The 19282-nt window shown below is 67.9% G+C and carries 18 protein-coding genes; 15 read left to right on the forward strand and 3 right to left on the reverse strand.

Annotated elements, in window-relative coordinates; translation table 11 throughout:
• Positions 1 to 219: 219 nt before the first annotated feature.
• Positions 220 to 894: an HAD family hydrolase gene (locus LPC10_RS10895; protein WP_231346693.1), complete on the reverse strand. Its 675-nt coding sequence runs from the start codon at positions 892 to 894 to the stop codon at positions 220 to 222.
• A gap of 323 nt (positions 895 to 1217) precedes the next feature.
• Here LPC10_RS10895 and LPC10_RS10900 point away from each other — a divergent pair, with 323 nt between their 5' ends.
• Positions 1218 to 2645: a Wadjet anti-phage system protein JetA family protein gene (locus LPC10_RS10900; protein ID WP_231346694.1), complete on the forward strand. Its 1428-nt coding sequence runs from the start codon at positions 1218 to 1220 to the stop codon at positions 2643 to 2645.
• Positions 2646 to 2658: 13 nt separating this feature from the next.
• Entirely contained in the window at positions 2659 to 3294 is a 636-nt protein-coding gene (locus LPC10_RS10905) for a DUF4194 domain-containing protein (protein WP_231346695.1), read from the forward strand.
• On the opposite strand, the gene LPC10_RS10910 is transcribed toward LPC10_RS10905, so the two are convergent.
• Positions 3249 to 4211 (reverse strand): LysR family transcriptional regulator, encoded by a 963-nt coding sequence (locus LPC10_RS10910; protein WP_231346696.1) that lies wholly within the window; start codon positions 4209 to 4211, stop codon positions 3249 to 3251. The genes LPC10_RS10905 and LPC10_RS10910 overlap by 46 nt on opposite strands.
• 136 nt (positions 4212 to 4347) lie before the next feature.
• Here LPC10_RS10910 and LPC10_RS10915 point away from each other — a divergent pair, with 136 nt between their 5' ends.
• Both LPC10_RS10915 and LPC10_RS10920 read left to right on the forward strand, forming a co-directional pair.
• Positions 4348 to 5277, forward strand: a complete 930-nt coding sequence (locus LPC10_RS10915) for a ring-cleaving dioxygenase (RefSeq protein ID WP_231346697.1) — start codon at positions 4348 to 4350, stop codon at positions 5275 to 5277.
• Positions 5278 to 5345: 68 nt separating this feature from the next.
• Positions 5346 to 5975, forward strand: a complete 630-nt coding sequence (locus LPC10_RS10920) for an alpha/beta hydrolase (RefSeq protein WP_231346698.1) — start codon at positions 5346 to 5348, stop codon at positions 5973 to 5975.
• A 72-nt stretch (positions 5976 to 6047) separates the two neighbouring features.
• On the opposite strand, the gene LPC10_RS10925 is transcribed toward LPC10_RS10920, so the two are convergent.
• Positions 6048 to 7007 carry a bifunctional helix-turn-helix transcriptional regulator/GNAT family N-acetyltransferase gene (locus LPC10_RS10925; protein WP_231346699.1) on the reverse strand — a complete coding sequence of 320 codons (960 nt, stop codon included), beginning with the start codon at positions 7005 to 7007 and terminating at the stop codon, positions 6048 to 6050.
• Positions 7008 to 7371: 364 nt separating this feature from the next.
• Here LPC10_RS10925 and LPC10_RS10930 point away from each other — a divergent pair, with 364 nt between their 5' ends.
• The 11 genes from LPC10_RS10930 (at position 7372) to rplB (ending at position 19280) form a co-directional block, all read left to right on the forward strand.
• Positions 7372 to 7599 carry a hypothetical protein gene (locus LPC10_RS10930; protein WP_231346700.1) on the forward strand — a complete coding sequence of 76 codons (228 nt, stop codon included), beginning with the start codon at positions 7372 to 7374 and terminating at the stop codon, positions 7597 to 7599.
• A 549-nt stretch (positions 7600 to 8148) separates the two neighbouring features.
• On the forward strand, positions 8149 to 11616 hold the full coding sequence (locus LPC10_RS10935; RefSeq protein ID WP_231346701.1) for an SbcC/MukB-like Walker B domain-containing protein: 3468 nt from the start codon (positions 8149 to 8151) through the stop codon (positions 11614 to 11616).
• A gap of 389 nt (positions 11617 to 12005) precedes the next feature.
• Positions 12006 to 12377: a 30S ribosomal protein S12 gene (gene rpsL / locus LPC10_RS10940; protein WP_004447775.1), complete on the forward strand. Its 372-nt coding sequence runs from the start codon at positions 12006 to 12008 to the stop codon at positions 12375 to 12377.
• Positions 12378 to 12484: 107 nt separating this feature from the next.
• On the forward strand, positions 12485 to 12955 hold the full coding sequence (gene rpsG, locus LPC10_RS10945) for a 30S ribosomal protein S7 (RefSeq protein ID WP_012454023.1): 471 nt from the start codon (positions 12485 to 12487) through the stop codon (positions 12953 to 12955).
• A 57-nt stretch (positions 12956 to 13012) separates the two neighbouring features.
• On the forward strand, positions 13013 to 15088 hold the full coding sequence (fusA, locus tag LPC10_RS10950; protein ID WP_231346702.1) for an elongation factor G: 2076 nt from the start codon (positions 13013 to 13015) through the stop codon (positions 15086 to 15088).
• A 54-nt stretch (positions 15089 to 15142) separates the two neighbouring features.
• Positions 15143 to 16333 carry an elongation factor Tu gene (gene tuf / locus LPC10_RS10955; protein ID WP_108940085.1) on the forward strand — a complete coding sequence of 397 codons (1191 nt, stop codon included), beginning with the start codon at positions 15143 to 15145 and terminating at the stop codon, positions 16331 to 16333.
• An 87-nt stretch (positions 16334 to 16420) separates the two neighbouring features.
• Positions 16421 to 16729, forward strand: a complete 309-nt coding sequence (gene rpsJ, locus LPC10_RS10960; protein WP_003597088.1) for a 30S ribosomal protein S10 — start codon at positions 16421 to 16423, stop codon at positions 16727 to 16729.
• A gap of 50 nt (positions 16730 to 16779) precedes the next feature.
• A complete protein-coding gene (gene rplC / locus LPC10_RS10965; protein ID WP_108940086.1) occupies positions 16780 to 17505 on the forward strand; it encodes a 50S ribosomal protein L3 in 726 nt (241 codons plus the stop codon).
• Positions 17505 to 18125 (forward strand): 50S ribosomal protein L4, encoded by a 621-nt coding sequence (rplD, locus tag LPC10_RS10970; RefSeq protein ID WP_108940087.1) that lies wholly within the window; start codon positions 17505 to 17507, stop codon positions 18123 to 18125. Before rplC ends, rplD begins: the two co-directional genes overlap by 1 nt.
• Positions 18122 to 18418: a 50S ribosomal protein L23 gene (locus LPC10_RS10975; protein ID WP_108940088.1), complete on the forward strand. Its 297-nt coding sequence runs from the start codon at positions 18122 to 18124 to the stop codon at positions 18416 to 18418. Before rplD ends, LPC10_RS10975 begins: the two co-directional genes overlap by 4 nt.
• A 25-nt stretch (positions 18419 to 18443) precedes the next feature.
• Positions 18444 to 19280 carry a 50S ribosomal protein L2 gene (rplB, locus tag LPC10_RS10980; RefSeq protein ID WP_231346703.1) on the forward strand — a complete coding sequence of 279 codons (837 nt, stop codon included), beginning with the start codon at positions 18444 to 18446 and terminating at the stop codon, positions 19278 to 19280.
• Positions 19281 to 19282: the final 2 nt, after the last annotated feature.

A 19282-nucleotide genomic window follows, 5' to 3' on the forward strand; every position in this document is an offset into this window, starting at 1 on the left:
TCTCCGGAAGAGGTGGATCGCCGATCCATTGGCACCCTAACGAGCGCGGTCTGGATTCGGTTCACTCTCGATGTGACGAAGCTCACATTACGTTTTGTCGCATGAATGAAGTTGCACGCGACCGTTCATCCAATTGTCAGGATCGGTCCACTGGTTCTCGCCTCGGGTTTCGCGGAGCCGGGCTTCCGTCTGAGCTTGGCCGTATCGCGCCGGGCGCGCTCAGCGGCGGCCGCCGACCTCATCGAGGTGCTGCAGAAGCATGGCCGGGTCGTCGTAGACCCTGACGGCCCCCGAGCGTTCCAGCTCCTCCGTCCCGTATCCGCCCGAGAGCAGGCCGACCCCGAGTCCACGGCAGCGTCGGGCCGCCAGCATGTCCCAAATCGAATCCCCGACAATCACCGCGTGCTCGATCGGCGCGTTCAGCCGCTCGGCGGCGGCGAGGAATAGGTCGGGATCGGGCTTGGCGTATTTCACGAGGTCGCGGGTGACCACCGGCACCTGGGCCGGATCGACACCGAGCGCGACGAGGTTGTGGCCCGCCGTCTCCATCCGGCCGCTCGTGGCGATGGCCCAGGGGATGCGGTTCTCGCTGAGCGTTGCGAGCAGGTCCTTGGCGCCCGGCAGCGGCACCACACCCTTCGAGAGCCGGCCATAGGCTTCCGCGTGCAGCCGTCGCAGCCGGTCGATCCGCTCAGGATCGATCTCGAGTCCGGTCTCGCGCAGGAGCTGGTTGGTGAACAGCCCACCGCTCATCCCGATCTTGCGGTGGATGCGCCAGACCGAGAGCGGGATCCCCTTCGCGTCGAGCGCCTCTTTCCAGGCGAGCACGTGTTGGTAGACGCTGTCGACCAGGGTGCCGTCGAGGTCGAACAGGAAGACGGTTTCGATGCGCATCCGGCGATTCCCATGGGTGAAGGCCATCGAGACAACGGCCGCTTGCCCCGGTCGATGCATGCAGAGATAGAGGGCAGGGCAATCGCTCGAAGTCGTTTTGGCGGCTTCGCGGCGCGAAGAGCGCCGTGCGGAGCGGGCTTTTCCAGGACTTCCGTCCTGAAAAGCATCGAGCGGAGCGAAAGCTTAAGCCCGCGGAGGCGGGCGCCGGCGACTGAGGCATGCCAACAAACCAGGGAAATCGCTTCAAGCGATTGCCCTGGGATAGTGCGGCGCGAGCATTGACCGTCGGCGCCCGAGCGGGTTGTGGTCGCGCCCGTCCCGTCATGCTGTTCACCCATCTCGCCGACGACCTCTTTCGACCGCTCGCCTCGCCGAGCCGCGCCTTCAACGCGGCTCTGCTGCTGCACCTGCACGCCCGCGTGTTCGGCGACGCCGCCGAGCCCCTGCGCAAGAGCGAGCTGTTGGCCGCCATCGGCGACTTCTCCGTCGGCTGGAGCCAGGCCGAAATCGCCGACGACGAGGCCACCCCCGTCGATCCGATCGAGCGGCGCTCGGCGGTGTTCCGGCGGCTGATCGAAGCCGGCTGGCTGGTGGAGCGGCGCGAGCGCTACGTGCCGGTGGTCGATTTCGATCCCGATGCGCGCTTGCTGATCGAGGAACTGGCCCGGATCGAGCGCGGCGAGACCCGCTCCTACGGCGGCGCGGTGCTCGAAGTCCTGAGCGCGCTAGAAAGCGCCATCGCCAGCCCGGCCGAACGCTCCGAGGCCCTGCGCAACGCGGCCAAGGCCTCGCGCACCTTCCTCGGCCATCTGCGCGGGCTGGCCGGCGCCATGCGCAAACTCGAAGAGCGCATCCTGCGCGAGCCCGACCTCAGCGCCGCGTTCCGGCTCTATTTCGAGGAGTTCGTCGAGCGCCACCTCGTCTCCGACTACCGGACGCTGCACACCCGCTTCAATCCGTTCCGCTTCCGCTCCGGCATCGTACGGGAGGCGGGCCGCGCCTTGCGCGATCCGCTGACGCTCAGGGCGCTCGCCGACGGCAACCTGCGCGAGGGCCGCGCCGCCGACATCACGGCCGCCGAGCGGATGGTGCGCACCGATCTCGTCGAGATCCTCTCGATCTTCGAAGGGCTCGACCCGCATCTCGATGCGGTCGCCGAGGTCGTGACGCGGCTGGAGCGGCGCATCTCGGCGGCTTTGCGCTACCGCGATCCGCGCGATTCCGCCCGGATCGAGCGGGCGGCGGCGGCACTTCGCGCGGTCGGCGCGGGCGAGGACGACTTGGTCGTGGACACCTTGGCCGGCCTGCCCCTGCCGCAGGTCTCGCTGTTGCGCCCACCGATCGGCCCGCCGCAGCTCACCAATCCGCGCATGCCGCGCCGGCTCATCGAGTACGAACCGCTGCCCGAGATCGACATCGATCCGGCGATCGAGGCCTTCATCGCCGCCAAGGACGCGTTCCGCCGCCGCATCACGGTGACACCGGAGCGCATCGTCGCCTATCTCGACGCGCGGCTCTCTCAGGTGAAGTCCCTGCGCGGCTCGAACATCCCGATCGACGACGTCGATGCCTTCGTCGTGTTCCAACGCCTGCGCGAGATCGACGTGCTGTTCGACGGCGTGCTGCGTGAGCGCTACCGCGTCGCCCGGATCGAGGGCCGCGTCTCCAACGGCTGGCTCGATTGCCCGGACTTCCTCATCGAGCGCGTCCCGGCCCCGGCCGTGCGACGTAGAGCCGGCAAAGCAGGCTGATCGGACAGAAGCGATGCTCGAACCCTTCCGCGCTATCCTCGACGGTGAGGAGATGCCGCCGCCCGGCAGTTCCGCGCCGAGCGAGGAGGAGCTGATCCGCGCGCTTCAGGTGATGCTGAAGAGCCAGTGCATCTACGCCGCGACCACCGGCATCGGCCGCTCCTACGAGCTCGCCCGGCACTACGCGCCGTTCTTCCGCGACTACTTCGCCTGCCTCGGCTACCGCTTCGAGGTCGCCCACCGCGACCAGATGGTGTTCTTGGCCCTGCCGCCCGATGGCGTGCGCCACGACGCGCAGGGCGAGCGCCTGCGCAAGGACGAGACGCTGGTGCTGTTGGCGCTGCGGCTCGCCTACGAGGAGGGCCTGCGCGACCACCGCGTCTCCACCGACGGCACGGTGGAATGCACCACCGACGACATCGCCGACGCGATCCGCTCTGCCGCTCGCACCGAGCCGCCGGACGAGGCGCGGCTGATCGAGATCCTGCGCCTGTTCGCCCGCAAGGGGGCCCTGCGGCTGGGCGAGCGCGACCGCGCCGAGCGCGTGACGCCGCTGATGGTGATGCCGGGCATCACCGTGCTGTCGCCGGATGCCTGGATGGATCAGGTCCGCGCCTGGGCCTCGGCCGGGGAGGCGAGGGGGAGCTGACCCTCGGGCTGCGCCCAGGGGGCGGTCGAAAACGCTCGCTCCAGAAAGGTGATCAGCGCCGAAACCCGCGCCGGCCGCGGCAGGCCGGGCGGCATCACGAGGTTGAGGGCGATGGGCGGCGGCTGCCAGTCCGGCATCACCCGCTCGAGGCGACCCGACTTCAGATCCTCCCAGATGGTGAAGTCCGGCTGTACCGCGAGCCCAAGTCCGGCGCGCAGAGCCGGCGCCAGGGCGTTGGCATTGTTGGCCCGGAGCGGCCCCTCGGGGACGATGGTGGCCGTCTCGCCGGCGGCGTTGGTGAAGGGCCAGCGGTCCGGCGTCGGCAGGTAGGCGTAGCCGAGGCAGGCGCGGCCCTGCAGATCCTCCGGATGCTGCGGGGCCCCGTGCCGTTCGAGATAGGCCGGCGTCGCCACGAGCGAGCGGCGCACGCCGCAGAGCCGCCGCACCCGGAGCGAGGAATCGGGCAGTGCGGCGATGCGCAGGCCCAGATCGAACCCGCCGCCGACGAGATCGACCACCGCGTCCGACAGGTGCAGATCGACCGAGACTTGCGCATGCGCGGCCAGAAATTCCGGCAGCACCGGCGCGAGATGGGCGACACCGAACGACATCGGGGCGGCGAGCCGCACCCGCCCCCGCGGCACGCCGTTGGCGTCCAGCGCGCGGGCCTCCGCCGCCTCGCCGGCCGCGAGGAGCCCCGCCGCGTCCTCCCGCGCGAGCCGCCCGGCCTCGGTCAGGGCGAGGCGGCGGGAGGTGCGGTGGAACAGCCGTGCGCCGAGCCGGGTCTCGAGCCGTGCCACCGCCTTCGAGACCGTGGCCTTCGACAGCCCGAGTTCCTCGGCCGCGCGTGCGAAGGAGAGGGCATCAGCCACCACCGCGAAGACGGCCCAGGCCTCGAAATCGGGGAGCTTTGCCATGGTTCAAATCCGGAAACGATACGTTTCAATCGTTTCCGTTTTCATCGGACGGCGCAAGGGCCAGATTGGTCTCACACCGATCGCAGCCTGGCCCGAGTGGCTCCCGCGGCGATCCCCTCGACAGGAGACCTGCATCATGAGCGCACACGGCATCCATCACGTCACGGCGTTCGCGAGCGACACCGCCCGCACCATCGACTTCTACACCCGCGTGCTCGGCCTGCGGCTGGTGAAGAAGACCGTCAACTTCGACGATCCCGGCACCTACCACCTCTATTTCGGCGACGAAGCGGGCGCGCCCGGCACGATCCTGACCTTCTTCCCGATCGCCCAGGCCGCCCCCGGCCGGGTCGGGATCGGGCAGGTCTCGGAGACGGCCTTCCGCGTGCCGCGGGCCGCCATCGGCATCTGGGCGCACCGCTTCGTTGCGCTCAACGTCGCCCACGAGGCGCCGGTGAGCGTCTTCGGCGAGACGGTGCTGCGCTTCCGCGATCCCGACGGGATGCCGCTGGCCCTCGTCGGCGTCGAGGGGGCGGAGGCCGAGCCGGCCTGGATCGCGGACGACATCGCGCCGGACGCGGCGATCCGCGGCTTCCACGGCACCACCCTGCTGCTGCGCGAGGCGGAGGCGACCGCCGCGATCCTCACCGACGTGCTCGGATTCGAGGAGGCGGCCCGCGAGGGCAGCCAGATCCGGCTGACGAGCGGGGCGGCCTTGGGCGGGTTCGTGACGCTCCGGGCGGTCGGCGACTTTCTGCCCGGACGGCAGGGGGCGGGCTCGGTCCACCACATCGCCTTCCGCGCCGCCGATGACGCGGCCCAGGCGGCGATGACGGAGCGGCTGAGCGAGCGGCACGGCCTGTCCGTCACCGAGCAGCGCGACCGGCAGTACTTTCGCTCGGTCTACTTCCGCGAGCCCGGCGGCGTGCTGTTCGAGATCGCGACCGACGTCCCCGGCTTCGCCATCGACGAGCCGGCGGCGGAACTCGGGACCGCGCTGAAGCTGCCGCCCTTCCTCGAGCCGCATCGCGGGCGGATCGAGGCGGTGCTGCCGAAGGTCGCCTGAACCTCACCCCGCGACCGCCCGGATCGTTCCGGGCGGTCGCGCCCTCCCCGGAATGAACGGAGACAGCCATGACGAACGGCGTCACCTTCGACTTCGTCCACCGCTTCGAGCCCGGCACCGACGCGAATGCCCCGCCGCTCCTGCTGCTGCACGGCACGGGCGGCGACGAGACCGACCTGCTTCCTCTTGGCCGCGCGCTCTCGCCCGGCTCCGCGCTGCTCTCGCCGCGCGGGCCGGTTCTGGAGAACGGCATGCCGCGCTTCTTCCGCCGCCTCGCGGAGGGCGTGTTCGACGAGGCGGATGTCCGTCGCCGGGCCGGCGACCTCGCCGCCTTCGTGGCGCAGGCGCGCGACGCCTACGGGCTCGCGGCGCCCGTGGCGGTCGGCTTCTCGAACGGGGCGAATATCGCCGCCGCGACCCTGCTGCTGCATCCGGAGGTGCTGGCGGGTGCGGTTCTGCTGCGGGCGATGGTACCCCTCGCCGAGAGCCCGGCGGTCGACCTTGCCGGTCGTCCGGTGCTGCTGCTATCGGGTGCCCTTGACCCGATCGTGCCCGCCGACAATGCCGAGCGGCTCGCCGCGAGTCTCGGGCAGGCCGGCGCGTCGGTGACCCACACCGTCAACCCGGCGGGTCACGGCTTGTCCCAAGCCGATCTCGCCGCTGCCGGGACATGGCTCGCGCGGAACTTTAGCGGCTGAGCGGCGCTCGCCGGAAGGCCGCCCCGAGCCGGCATTCCATGAAGCGATCCCACCGTGGCGGGGGGACCCCCGTCACACCGCCTGTGCCGGCTGTGCCGGTGCCTCCACCGGATCATGCAGATCCAGCATCCAGGTCTCGCCTTGGATCGGCGTACCGAAGGCGGTGTGAGTCGCGGTGTCGATGCGGTGGAAGCCGTGACGGGCATAGATGCGCCGTGCGCCCTCCAGAACGGTATGGGTCCACAGCGTCAGGCGGGCATAGCCCGTCTCGCGAGCGAAGCCGATACAGGTCTGGACCAGCGTGTCACCGATGCCACGGCATCGGGCGAAGGGCTCGACGTAGAGGAGGCGCAGCCGCGCGACGTCCTCGCCCTCGTCAGTAAGGAAGACGGAGCCCGCCATCACGCCGTCGATCTCGGCCACCCAGCACTGCTCGCGCCCCGGCTTGAAGCTCCGCAGGAATGCGGTGGTGGCCTCGCCCTCGACGATTTCCAGGCCGCGGCCCCAGCCGTGGCTCTGGGCGTAGAGCATCGACTGGCGGGCCGTGATCAGGCCCATATCGCCGGTGCGGAACGGGCGGATCACGAAGCCCGGACTCGTCTCGGGCCGCAACAAGAGGCGCACCCGCGCCATGGCTTCCGCCAAATCTGCCCGCTGGACCGGATCGAGCCCGCCAACGAGACCGACGATGGCCGTCCGTTGCCGTTCGTCGACGAGTTCGAACGCGCTGCGTCCGGCCTCGGTCAGATGGATCGGCCGCGCGCGCGCATCCGTGCCGCGGGCACGGGTGATCCAGCCCCGCTCTTCGAAGCGGGCGAGGATCCGGCTGACGAAGCCCGCATCCATCCCGAGCCTGGCCTGCATGGCGCGCGCGGTCGCGGGCTCTTCCGTCGGATCGTGCATCGCGATCTCGAACAGCAGGCGCGCTTCCGGCAGCGTCACGTCGCAGCCGAGGAATTGATCGTCAAGCGCGCCGACCAGCTCGGTAAAGAATTGGTTGAAGCGGCGAAACGCGGCGATGGTGTCATCCATGGACACCAGCGTCGTCTCAAAAGTTGACTGAGTCAACTAAATTGCAGCAAGGGCCGCCGCCGCGTTGCGGAGCAATCCCGGGCCAGCCTGCGGGACAGGGACCGCCGTACGAATGTCGTCGCATGGGCGCTCGACGTTCGCCAAAGACGATGGTGCTGACGGGTGCTGTCTGCCTGCCGGTTGGCCTCGCTGACAGGCTAACCGTTTCGTTAACGGTGCCGTCCGATAAATAGGAACATGCAAAATCAGCCTAGTTTTACGCCACCTGCGCCTTTGCGCGCAGGTCAATGAGGCGGTACCCCTGGGAAAGATCTCTGTGAAAAGGCTGCTTGGCGCCACGCCGGCAGAATAGGATCATGATCCCGTGCTAGCGATTTTATTGCTTATCATCGCCGGTATGCTGATCGGCTTGTTCTATCGCTGGGGAGTGCTTGCGGTCGCGAGTTTCATTGTTATCGTCATACGGGTCGTCTACCACTTTCACAGCAACCATTTTGCCGTGGCGGATCTGCTGATGATCGCTGCTTCCCTCTTCGCATTGCAGGGAGGCTACGTTTTCGGAGGCTATATCGCCTACAAAAAAGACATCTGAACCAACGTCATACCCAAATGATGGTGCCGGCCAGCCACGATGCCGTGCCCCATAGGACAAGGGACGCAACGACAAACAGGATCCCGTGACTCGGGCGGGGACGGCGGGCGGGCATGTCAACAATTGATGGTCTGGGCGGACGTAGAGCGCGTGTTGTCGTATGGCACGGATCGCGCGGTGTTTATCTCGAATTCAGCGGCCTCGTTGCGTGTCAAAGTACGTAGGTGGCCGTCAAAATACAGTAATCGAACATCTTTCATAAACCTGTCGTTGAATTGAATCCGTGACAGTTGTCCGGCGCGTCGAGTACGGCTCGGGAATATCCGGCTCTGGTCTCGCATTGGTGTCTACTCGTCAAATCACGGCTCAGTGATTGTTGGTTCTTCGCGGTCGGCCGTTCGGGCGGCGCGTATCCGGCGGTTCGAGCGGCCCTGGGTTGTGCCGATCGAGAGCGCCTCGCGGCCTCGGGCGACCCGGCCCTTGCGTGGGCCGGACGCAGCGTCCATTGCGCTCTCCATCATTCACTCTCGGAGACAGGCGGCAGGGCCGGTGTACCGTCTCACCGACATCGCGATCTCGAATTGGTACCTCATCCGGCGCGAGCAGATCCGGATCCGGGGCGCGGCGGCGCTCGTCGGTCCCACGGGGGCGGGTAAGTCGACGATCTTTGACGCGGTCGGAACCGTTCTGGCCGGCAACAATGCGAGCCGGCTCGCGCTCAACGCCTCCGCCTCGGGCCGCTCTGCCCGCACGGTGCGCGACTACTGCCTCGGCTGGATCAGCGATCCGGCCGAGGGCGGGCGCCCGACGCGGGAGGCCTGCGAGACGATCATCGCGCTCGTCTTTGAAAACCCGCAGAGCGGGCGCGTCGTCACCGTCGGGCTGGCGCTGGCGGCCCGCTCGGAGGAGCCGAAGGAAGAGACGCTCTCCCGCTTCGTTGCGATCGGCCACCGCTTCGAGATCGCCGATTACGTGCGGGAGACGAGCGAGGGCAGCTTCGTCGCCCCCTGGGCCGAGGTCGCCGCGGACCTGCGCCGCCGGGCCGACAGTTTCGAAGAATTCCGCACCTCCGGCGAGCGCTTCACCGCGGCCGTGCTCGCCACTCTGCGCGAGGGAGCGGCAACCCCCGATCCGCGACAGTTCCTGCGCACCTTCTCCAACGCGGTGGCCTTCAAGCCGATCTTCGACACCAGCGCCTTCGTGCGCAGCTTCGTCCTGGAGGCCGAGCCGCTCGATGTCGCCCGCATCCGCCAGTCGATCGAGACCTGGCGGCGGCTCCTGGAGACGATCGAGGAGTTGGAGAAGCGCCTCGCCCACCTCTCGCGCATCTGCGAGCGCTACGAATCCTGGGCGCGGGCGAGCCTCACGGCCGCGCTCGACGAGATGCGCGCCGGCAGCGCCGATCTGCGCCGCCGCATCCTCGACCACGCGGATGCCCGCCGCGTCCTTGCCGAGACGTCGGAGCGCCTGCGCATCGCCCGCGAGAGCGTGGCGACGAGCCAGGGCTTCGTGCGCGAGATCGACACCGAGATCGCCGCCCGCAAGGCGCTGATCGTCGGCAGCGCGGCGGAGGCGCGGCTCGCCGCCTCGCATGCCGGCCTCGCCATGGCCGCCCGCGATCGGCGCGACCTGACCAACCGGCTCGCCGCCATCGTCGGCCTCGTGCAGGATGCCGGGCGCCTCAGCGCGATCAGCGGACCCTTGCGCCGGATCGATCTTCAGGCCGCGCGCATCGTCGAGGCCTGCGCCCGCTCCGGGCTCAGGCGCGAGGCGCCGCCGGAGGACATCCTACGGGTCGACGGGCCGTTGAAGGGGCTGCTGGACGGTCTCGCGCAGATGCCCGACATCGCGAGTGCCCTGGAAGACGAAGCGGAAGACCTCGCCCTCAAGGCCCGCGAGCGCGAGAACGAGGTTCGCGGCCTCGACACGCAGGTGAATGCCGGGCGCTCCTCGGCCGCGCGCCTGTCCTCCGATACGGAGGCGTTCCGCGAGGAACTGGGCCGGCTCGGCATCGAGGCGGCGCCGATCTGCGAACTCGCCGAGATCGTCGATCCGAAATGGGGCCCGGCGCTGGAAGGTCTCTTGGGGCGCGCCCGCGAGGCCCTGGTGGTCGAGCCCGACCGCCTCGACCGCGCCTTCGCCCTGCTCGAGTCGCGAAAGAATCAATTTTTCCGCTGCCTGTTGGTGAAGACCACCGACACGGCCCGGCGCGCCGCGCGGCGTTTCGATGACGGTCCTATGGGGCTGATCGAGACCGACAGCGACCACGCCGAGGCCTTCCTCGCCGCACGGCTCGGCGGCTACGACCTCGCCCCCGACGACGCGGCGCTGCGCAACATGAGCCGGGCGGTGGCGCCGAGCGGACGCTCGACCTCGGGCATGGCCTATTCGGTGGTGCGCCCGGTGCCGCTGATGATGACCCGCGGCCAGCGCGGGCCCACCGCCGAGACCCGCCGCCGCCTCGACGAGGCGCGGGAAGAAGCGAGGACCTTGCGCGCCGAGGCAACCGTGATGCGAGAGGCTGCCCGCATCGCGAGCCTGCTGCGCAGCCGCCTCGCCGAGGCGCCGGTCGATCTGGAGGCCCTGCGCGCCGAAGCCGACGCCATCGAGGGCCGCCGCCGCAGCCTCGCCACCGAGCAGGAAACGGTCGCCCGCGCCGATGCCGGCGTGATCGAGGCGGAACTGAAGGAGCTTCAGAAGGAGCGCTCCGCCTATCTCACCGAACTGGTGCAGGTTCTGGAGCCCAAGCGTGACGCTCTGCTCGCCGAGGAAGCCGGCCTGAAGGCGCGAGTCGCGCAGGGCAAGGAGGCGGCGCGCGCCGCCTTCCTGGCCTACCGCACCGCGCTCCGGCGTTGGACCACCGGCGACACGGTGCGCATCCGCCTCACCGGCACGGTGCCGGCCGACATGCCGGGCACGGTCGCCGGCATCGCTGCGGCGCGGGCCGAACGGGCCGCACTCGACACCAAGGCGCTCGCCGCGCTGGCCTCGCAGGCGCGCGCCTCTGCCCGCGAGGCCGCCGACAGCGTGCGCAACCAGGGCCGCGCCGCCGAGCGCGATCTCGCTGAGTACTGCGCCGCGTGGCGGGTCGAGAACCCGCTGGGCTCTGGCGAGCAGCCGGCCTCCTACGGCTATGCCTGGGCCGTGCGCGAGCGCGACGAGGTGGCGGGCCACGAACTGCGCCGCTATCGCGACCAGTCGCTGCGCGCCGAGGCCGAAATGCGCCGCCTCATGACCGAGGATCTGCTGACGCGGCTTGCCGACAAGTTCGAGCGGATGCGCGCCCGCCTCGACGCGCTGAACGAGCGCCTCGCCTCGCAGACCTTCACCGGCCAGACCTACGCTTTCGAGGCCGAGGTGGACCGCCGCTATGCTGCCGTACACGCGCTCGCCACCGAGGTCGCCCGCTCGCCCGACGCGGCGCAGGCGATCCTTCCGGGGCCGGAGGAAGGGGCGGACAAAAGCCCGCTCGCTGCGGCGCTCGCGGAAATCACCGCCTTGATCGAGGGCGAGGAGAGCGCGGCGCGGCTCGCCGATTACCGCAACTACTTCGTCTACGAGATCGGCATGCGCGATCGGGCGGGCAACCGCACGACTCTGTCGAGCCGGGCCCTGCGCGGCTCGGGCGGCGAGGCGCAGGCGCCGTTCTACGTGGCGATCGCCGCCTCGATGGCCTCAGCCTATTACCCCGGCGACCGCCCCGGCGACGAAACACCGGGTCTGGGCCTGTGCCTTCTCGACGAGGCCTTCTCCAAGCTCGATGTGCGCAACAGCCAGTCCCTGGTCGATCTCTTCCGCGCCTGGGGGCTGCAGCTCTTGATTGCCGCCCCGGAGGACAAGCGCACGACGCTGACCGAGGTGATGGACACCGTCGTCACCGTCTACAAGAGCCCGGATCTCGCCTCGGTCCGAATCGACGCCGAACATCCGCTGGAAACCGCGAAGCGCGCACTGGCCGAAATCAACCCGGACCGGCGCGGAATCGAGGCGTTTCGCCTCTCGGATGCGGCTGAATAGTGAAGAAACGCCCGCAAATTAGCTTGGCCGCACGAGAGGGACGCGTTCACCGAACTTTATCCTCTCCGGGCATTGACGGAGCCGGACCGCCCGCGTAGAAGCGCGCCACTCCGGTGGATCGAGAGTCGCTTTCGGGTCGAAGCCAGGGGCTTCGGCGACCGTCGTCAGACCGATACCGGCATCACACCCTGACGTATTCGTCAGATCAGCGGGTAAGAACGCGTCGTTTTACGGCGTGATCCTCTGCCTCACCATCGCCAAAGGCCTTTATCGGCCTCTGGCGCTATTCGTTTTGCCGCAGGTTCGCCTGCGGACCGACCGCTCCGCAAGGGGCTTCGACAGGTTTCAGACGGTGGCCGCCCTGCGCGGCCGGATGAAGAGGGCACAGGATGCCGACGATCAACCAGCTGATCGCCCAGCCGCGCAAGGCGCAGAAGGCGCGCAACAAGGTGCCGGCGCTCAACGCCTGCCCGCAGAAGCGCGGCGTCTGCACGCGCGTCTACACCACGACCCCGAAGAAGCCGAACTCGGCACTTCGTAAGGTTGCCAAGGTGCGCCTGACCAACGGCTTCGAGGTGATCGGCTACATCCCCGGTGAGGGCCACAACCTTCAGGAGCACTCCGTGGTCATGATCCGCGGCGGCCGCGTGAAGGATCTTCCGGGCGTGCGCTACCACATCCTGCGCGGCGTGCTCGACACGCAGGGCGTCAAGAACCGCAAGCAGCGCCGTTCGAAGTACGGTGCGAAGCGTCCGAAGTAAGGTTTACCCGGACGGCCATTTCCACGGCCTCGTAAGGATGTCGCCGGCGATCAGCTCAAGGCGGCCTGCGCGAGGCGCTTAAGACCATATTTTCGAGAGTCGAAAACATGTCCCGTCGTCACTCTGCCGAGAAGCGCGAGATCATCCCGGACGCCAAGTACGGCGACGTCGTCCTCACCAAGTTCATGAATTCCATCATGTACGAGGGCAAGAAGTCGACCGCCGAGCGCATCGTCTACGGCGCCTTCGATCTCGTCGAGAGCCGCGCTCGCGCCAACCCGATCGAGGTGTTCCGCGCCGCGCTCGACAACGTCGCCCCGGCGATCGAGGTCCGCTCCCGCCGCGTCGGCGGCGCGACCTACCAGGTCCCCGTCGAGGTCCGCACCGAGCGCCGTCAGGCTCTCGCCATCCGCTGGCTGATCCAAGCCGCCCGCGGCCGCAACGACCGCACCATGGTCGAGCGCCTGTCGGCCGAGCTGCTCGATGCCGCCAACAACCGCGGCAACGCTGTCAAGAAGCGTGAAGACACCCACCGGATGGCCGAGGCCAACCGCGCCTTCTCGCACTACCGCTGGTAATTCGCTGAGGCGCACCCAAGGGGGTGCGCCTGTCCGCCCCTATCCGGAGAGACCCCGATGCCCCGCACGCACGCGATCGAGGACTACCGCAACTTCGGCATCATGGCCCACATTGATGCCGGCAAGACCACGACGACCGAGCGGATCCTCTACTACACCGGCAAGTCCCATAAAATCGGCGAGGTCCATGAGGGCGCCGCGACGATGGACTGGATGGAGCAGGAGCAGGAGCGTGGCATCACGATCACCTCGGCTGCGACCACCTGCTTCTGGCGCGACAAGCGTCTGAACATCATCGACACCCCCGGCCACGTCGACTTCACCATCGAGGTGGAGCGCTCGCTTCGCGTGCTCGACGGCGCCGTCTGCGTGCTCGACGGCAACCAGGGCGTCGAGCCCCAGACCGAGACCGTGTGGCGTCAGGCCGACAAGTACGACGTGCCGCGCGTCGTGTTCGTCAACAAGATGGACAAGATCGGCGCCGACTTCTTCAAATGCGTCGCCGACATCATCGGCCGCGTCGCCGGCAAGCCGGTCTGCCTCCAGCTGCCGATCGGCGCGGAGTCGAGCTTCAAGGGCGTGATCGACCTCATCAAGATGAAGGCGATCGTCTGGTCCGGCGAGGCGCTCGGCGCCAACTTCGCCGAGGAAGAGATCCCGGCCGACCTGAAGGATCAGGCTGTCGAGTATCGCACCAAGCTGGTCGAGGCCTGCGTCGAGCTCGATGACGAGGCGATGACCGCGTATCTCGACGGCGTGGAGCCGGACGAGGACGGTCTGCGCCGCCTCGTGCGTCGCGCCGTGCAGCTTCGCGCCTTCCATCCGGTGCTGTGCGGCTCGGCCTTCAAGAACAAGGGCGTGCAGCCGCTCCTCGACGCCGTCGTCGATTACCTGCCGTCCCCGGTGGATCGCGGCGCCGTCGACGGACTCGACTTCAAGACCGAGGAGCCCGTCAAGCGCGAGCCGTCGGATGAAGATCCCTTCTCCATGCTCGCCTTCAAGATCATGGACGACCCTCATGTCGGCACCATCACCTTCTGCCGCGTCTATTCGGGCAAGGTCGAGTCGGGCACGAGCGTCCTGAACTCCTCGCGCGACAAGAAGGAGCGCGTCGGCCGCATGCTGCTGATGCACGCCAACAACCGCGAGGACATCAAGGAGGCTTACGCCGGCGACATCGTCGCCCTGGCCGGCCTCAAGGACACCCGCACCGGCGACACCCTGTGCGATCCGAACAAGGCTGTGATCCTCGAGAAGATGGAGTTCCCCGAGCCCGTCATCGAGATCGCCGTCGAGCCGAAGTCGAAGGCCGACCAGGAGAAGCTCGGCATCGCGCTCTCGAAGCTCGCCGCCGAGGATCCGTCCTTCCGCGTCTCGACGGACCAGGAGTCGGGCCAGACCATCCTCAAGGGGATGGGCGAGCTCCACCTCGACATCAAGGTCGACATCCTGCGCCGCACCTACAAGGTCGACGCCAATATCGGCCAGCCGCAGGTGGCCTACCGCGAGAAGCTGACCCGCCGTCAGGAGATCGACTACACCCACAAGAAGCAGACCGGCGGTACCGGTCAGTTCGCTCGGGTGAAATTCGTCGTCGAGCCGAACGAGCCGGGCGCCGGCTTCTCGTTCGAGTCGAAGATCGTCGGCGGCGCGGTGCCGAAGGAGTACATCCCCGGCGTCGAGAAGGGCCTCAACTCGGTCCTCGGCGCGGGCGTGCTCGCCGGCTTCCCGGTGGTCGACGTGAAGGTAGAGCTGATCGACGGCGCCTACCACGACGTCGACTCCTCGGCGCTCGCCTTCGAGATCGCCTCTCGCGCCGCCTTCCGCGAGGCGCTTCAGAAGGGCGGCTCGGTCCTGCTGGAACCGGTGATGAAGGTCGAGGTCGTCTCGCCGGAAGAGTATACCGGCTCGGTCATCGGCGACCTCAACTCCCGCCGCGGCCAGATCCAGGGCCAGGACATGCGGGGCAACGCCAACGTCATCAACGCGATGGTGCCGCTGGCCAACATGTTCGGCTACGTGAACCAGCTGCGCTCCTTCTCCCAGGGCCGCGCCAACTTCACGATGCAGTTCGACCATTACGAGGAAGTGCCGCGCGGCGAGGCCGATAAGGTCATCGCCAAGTACGCCTAAGGGCGAGCGCGCAAAGCTTCTTTGATCCACGAGACAGACGATTAGGAGGCCCAGATGGGTAAGGAAAAGTTCTCCCGTACCAAGCCGCACTGCAACATCGGCACGATCGGACACGTCGATCACGGCAAGACGTCGCTGACGGCGGCGATCACGAAGGTTCTGGCGGAGTCGGGCGGGGCGACCTTCACGGCCTACGACCAGATCGACAAGGCGCCGGAGGAGAAGGCGCGCGGCATCACGATCTCGACCGCCCACGTCGAGTACGAGACCACCAACCGCCACTACGCCCACGTCGACTGCCCCGGCCACGCCGACTACGTGAAGAACATGATCACCGGTGCCGCCCAGATGGACGGCGCGATCCTGGTCGTGTCCGCCGCCGACGGCCCGATGCCGCAGACCCGCGAGCACATCCTGCTCGCCCGTCAGGTCGGCGTGCCGGCGCTCGTCGTGTTCCTCAACAAGGTCGACATGGTCGATGACGAGGAGCTCCTTGAGCTCGTCGAGCTCGAGGTGCGCGAGCTTCTCTCGAAGTACGACTTCCCCGGCGACGACATCCCGATCACCAAGGGCTCGGCCCTGATGGCGCTCGAGGACAAGGAGCCGAAGATCGGCCGCGACGCCGTGCTGAAGCTGATGGAGACGGTCGACGCCTACATCCCGCAGCCGGAGCGTCCGATCGACATGCCGTTCCTGATGCCGATCGAGGACGTGTTCTCGATCTCGGGCCGCGGCACGGTGGTGACGGGTCGCGTCGAGCGCGGCATCGTCAAGGTCGGCGAGACGGTCGAGATCGTCGGCATCCGTCCGACCACGACGACGACGGTGACCGGCGTCGAGATGTTCCGCAAGCTGCTCGACCAAGGCCAGGCGGGCGACAACGTCGGCGTGCTGCTGCGCGGCACGAAGCGCGAGGACGTGGAGCGCGGCCAGGTCGTGTGCAAGCCGGGTTCGGTGAAGCCGCACCAGAAGTTCAAGGCCGAGGCCTACATCCTGACGAAGGAAGAGGGCGGCCGCCACACGCCGTTCTTCACCAACTACCGCCCGCAGTTCTACTTCCGCACCACGGACGTGACCGGGGTGTGCACGCTGCCCGAGGGCACCGAGATGGTGATGCCGGGCGACAACGTGACCATGGACGTCGAGCTGATCGTGCCGGTGGCCATGGAAGAGAAGCTGCGCTTCGCCATCCGCGAGGGCGGCCGTACCGTCGGTGCCGGCGTCGTCGCCGCCATCAACGACTAACCGCCACCGCAAGGCATCATCGACAGGGGACGTAAGAGGGGCGGGCCCTCGCGCCCGCCCTTCCAACGTTTCCGCCGAGGTCAGGTCATGAACGGTCAGAACATCCGCATTCGCCTCAAGGCGTTCGATCATCGCATCCTCGATGCGTCCACCAAGGAGATCGTCTCGACCGCGCGCCGCACCGGCGCGCAGATCCGGGGCCCGATCCCACTGCCGACGCATATCGAGAAGTTCACGGTGAACCGCTCGCCGCACATCGACAAGAAGTCGCGCGAACAATTCGAGATGCGCACGCACAAGCGGGTGCTCGATATCGTCGACCCGACGCCGCAGACCGTGGACGCGCTGATGAAGCTCGACCTCGCCGCTGGCGTGGACGTGGAGATCAAGCTCTAAGTCCGCGCTGGATTTAGAGCTTACCGTTTCATCGCGCGAGGGAGAGACCTATGCGCTCAGGCGTCATCGCACGGAAGGTCGGCATGACCCGCGTCTTCACGGACGCAGGCGAGCATGTGCCCGTCACCGTGCTTCAAATCGATCAGTGCCAGGTTGTGGCACACCGCACGACCGAGAAGGACGGCTACGTCGCCCTCCAGGTCGGCGTCGGCAAGGCCAAGGTGAAGAACGTGTCGGCGGCCGAGCGCGGTCGCTTCGCGGTCGCCAAGGTCGAGCCCAAGAAGAAGCTCGCCGAGTTCCGCGTGTCCGAGGACGCGCTGATCCCGGTCGGTGCCGAGATCACCGCGGACCACTTCATCCCGGGTCAGTTCGTCGACGTGACGGGCACCACCACGGGTAAGGGCTTCGCCGGCGGTATGAAGCGCTGGAACTTCGGCGGTCTGCGCGCCACCCACGGCGTGTCGATCTCCCACCGCTCGATCGGTTCGACCGGTGGCCGCCAGGATCCGGGCAAGACCTTCAAGAACAAGAAGATGCCGGGACATCTGGGCGTCGAGCGCGTCACCACGCAGAACCTGAAGGTCGTCCGTACCGATCCGGAGCGCGGCCTGATCCTCGTCGAGGGCGCCGTTCCCGGTGTCGCCGGCGGCTGGATCCAAGTTCGCGACTCGGTGAAGCGCAAGCTGCCCGCCGACGTGCCGCTGCCGGGCAAGTTCCGTGAGAACGGTTCGGCCAACGGCGCTGCCGAGGCTCCGGCGTCCGAGGAGAACGCGTGATGAAACTCGATATCACCACGCTCGACGGCGGCTCCGCCGGCTCGGTCGAGCTCAACGAGGCGATTTTCGGCCTTGAGCCGCGCGCCGACATCCTGCAGCGCATGGTGCGCTACCAGCTCGCCAAGCGGCGCGCCGGCACCCACGCGGTCAAGAACCGCTCGGATGTCGATCGCACCTCGAAGAAGCTGTACAAGCAGAAGGGCACCGGCAACGCCCGTCACGGCGCCGCATCCGCTCCGCAGTTCCGCGGCGGTGGCCGGGCCTTTGGTCCGGTGGTGCGCGACCACGGCCACGACCTTCCCAAGAAGGTCCGTGCGCTCGCCCTCAAGCACGCTCTGTCGTCGAAGGCGAAGACCTCGACCCTGATCGTCGTGGACGATATCAAGGTCGACAGCCACAAGACGAAGGCGATGGTCGAGCGCTTCGAGAAGCTCGGCCTGTCGAGCGCGCTGATCATCGGTGGCTCGGAGGTCGACGAGAACTTCGGTCGCGCCGCCCGCGCCATCCCGAAGATCGACGTGCTGCCCGTCCAGGGCATCAACGTCTACGACATTCTGCGCCGCGACACGCTCGTGCTGACGCGCGCCGCCGTCGACGCGCTGGAGGAGCGCTTCAAATGAGTGCTGATCCGCGCCACTACGATGTGATCGTCTCCCCCGTCATCACGGAGAAGGCGACCAACCTCACCGAGCAGAACAAGGTCGTCTTCCGGGTCGCCCCGAAGGCCACCAAGCCGCAGATCAAGGAAGCGGTCGAGAAGCTGTTCGACGTCAAGGTCACGGGCGTGAACACGCTCACGACCAAGGGCAAGAAGAAGTTCTTCCGCGGGCAGCGCGGGCAGCGTTCGGACGTGAAGAAGGCGATCGTCACCCTCGCCGAGGGTGATTCGATCGACGTCACGACCGGCCTCTGAGACTTGAAGCGTTAGGATCAAGCCGATGGCCTTGAAGACATTCAAACCGGTCACGCCGAGCCTGCGCCAGCTCGTGCTCGTCGACCGCCGTGAGCTCTACAAGGGCAAGCCGGTGAAGGCGCTGACCGAGGGCAAGAGCTCCTCGGGTGGCCGCAACAACCTGGGCCGCATCACCGTCCGCTTCCGCGGCGGTGGCCACAAGCGGGTCCTGCGCAACGTCGACTTCAAGCGTCGCGAGAACCTCAACGTTCCCGCGACGGTGGAGCGGATCGAGTACGATCCCAACCGCACCGCCTTCATCGCGCTCATCACCTTCCCCGACGGGAAGCAGAGCTACATCCTCGCCCCCCAGCGCCTGTCGCCGGGCGACAAGGTGGTCGCGGGTGAGAGCGTCGACGTGAAGCCGGGCAATGCCGGTCCGATTGGCTCGATGCCGGTGGGCACCATCGTCCACAACGTCGAGCTGAAGATCGGCAAGGGCGGCGCCATCGCTCGCTCCGCTGGCAACTATGCTCAGATCGTCGGACGCGACCAGGGCTACGTGACGCTGCGCCTGAATTCGGGCGAGCAGCGCCTCGTGCACGGCCAGTGCTTCGCGAGCGTGGGTGCGGTCTCGAACCCGGACCACATGAACATCTCGCTGGGTAAGGCCGGCCGCAACCGCTGGCTCGGCAAGCGCCCGCACAACCGCGGTGTCGCCATGAACCCGGTCGATCACCCGCACGGCGGTGGCGAGGGTCGCACCTCGGGCGGCCGGAACCCGGTCACGCCCTGGGGCGTGCCCACCAAGGGGAAGAAGACCCGGTCCAACAAGCGGACCGACGTCTTCATCCTGTCCAGCCGCCATAACCGCAAGAAGTAACA

Origin of the sequence: Methylorubrum sp. B1-46 (assembly GCF_021117295.1) — a bacterium.
Lineage (GTDB): Bacteria > Pseudomonadota > Alphaproteobacteria > Rhizobiales > Beijerinckiaceae > Methylobacterium.